The following is a 1,118-nucleotide window of genomic DNA, read 5'->3' on the forward strand; positions in this document are numbered from 1 at the left end:
AACAACGAACGAGGTGTTCGGTATGCGTTAGACCCGTGGCCCCCCGGCGCTCCTTCGTCACCAGCCAAACCACAACGACGAAGGACACACCACATGCACGACGACACTCCCCCCATCCGCGTCCCCGACGCCCTCGCACCCCTGCTCGACCGCTTCTTCGGACCCCAGTGGACCCAAGGGCTGCCCGAACTCACCCGGCGCCAGCTCGAACGATGGGACCTGCACCCCGTGGGCGCGCCCATGCACGGCATGGTCGCCCTCGTCGTCCCCGTACGACTCCCCCACGGGGACTCCGCCATGCTCAAGCTCCAGCCGGTGGACGAGGAGAGCCGGGGCGAACCCGACGCCCTGCGCGCCTGGAACGGCGACGGCGCCGTACGCCTCCTCCGACACGACCCCGGCACCGGCGCCATGCTCCTCGAACCCCTCGACCCCGCACGCACACTCGACACCGTCCCCATCGACCAGGCCCTCACCACCACCGGCTCCCTCCTGGCCCGCCTCACCGCACACCAGGCACCACAGGGCATGCGCACCCTGGCCGACACCACCCGCGCCATGGTCACCCGCGCCCAACACCTGGCACCACGCCTGCGCACCGCACACGAACGCGACCGCATGAACGCACTCGCCGCCCGCGCCCGCGAGATGGCACCCGAAGCCGGAGACCGGCTCCTGCACTGGGACCTGCACTTCCAGAACGTGCTCGCCCCCCTGCCCGGCGCCGACCGCGAACCCTGGCTCGCCATCGACCCCAAACCCCTCGCCGGAGACCCCGGCTTCGACCTCTTCCCCACCCTGCACAACCGCTGGGACGAAGCCCTCGCCACCGGCGACCCCCGAAAAGAGACCCGCCGCCGCCTGGACCTGGTCTCCGAGGCCGCCCGCGTCCCCCGCGACCGCGCACGCGCCTGGACCCTCGTCCGCGTCCTCCAGGAATGCGTCTGGGCCGTCGAGGACGGCGAACCCGGCCTGCCCCGCGTACCGGTGACCATCGCCGAAGCCCTGGGCGCATAACCACCACCGCCCCGGCCGCCCCCGACGCACGAGGTTGTCGTCGGGGACAGCCGGGGCGGACCAGGAACACCACCGCAGCACACCCCGCCGTGTGGCGGCAC

Annotated in this window: 1 protein-coding gene; it reads left to right on the forward strand. The window is 72.3% G+C overall.

Translation table 11 applies throughout. The features are described from left to right. Positions 1-93 precede the first annotated feature (93 nt). Positions 94-1,017, forward strand: coding sequence for an aminoglycoside phosphotransferase family protein (locus DQW06_RS28770; RefSeq protein ID WP_117199652.1), 924 nt, complete (start codon positions 94-96; stop codon positions 1,015-1,017). Positions 1,018-1,118: the final 101 nt, after the last annotated feature.

This window comes from Nocardiopsis sp. TNDT3 (assembly GCF_003427465.1).
GTDB lineage: Bacteria > Actinomycetota > Actinomycetes > Streptosporangiales > Streptosporangiaceae > Nocardiopsis > Nocardiopsis dassonvillei.

What these genes read in the sequence shown, in the direction of transcription:
- DQW06_RS28770 (WP_117199652.1), top strand. Translation starts at nt 94, where the DNA reads ATGCACGACGACACTCCCCCCATCCGCGTCCCCGACGCCCTCGCACCC.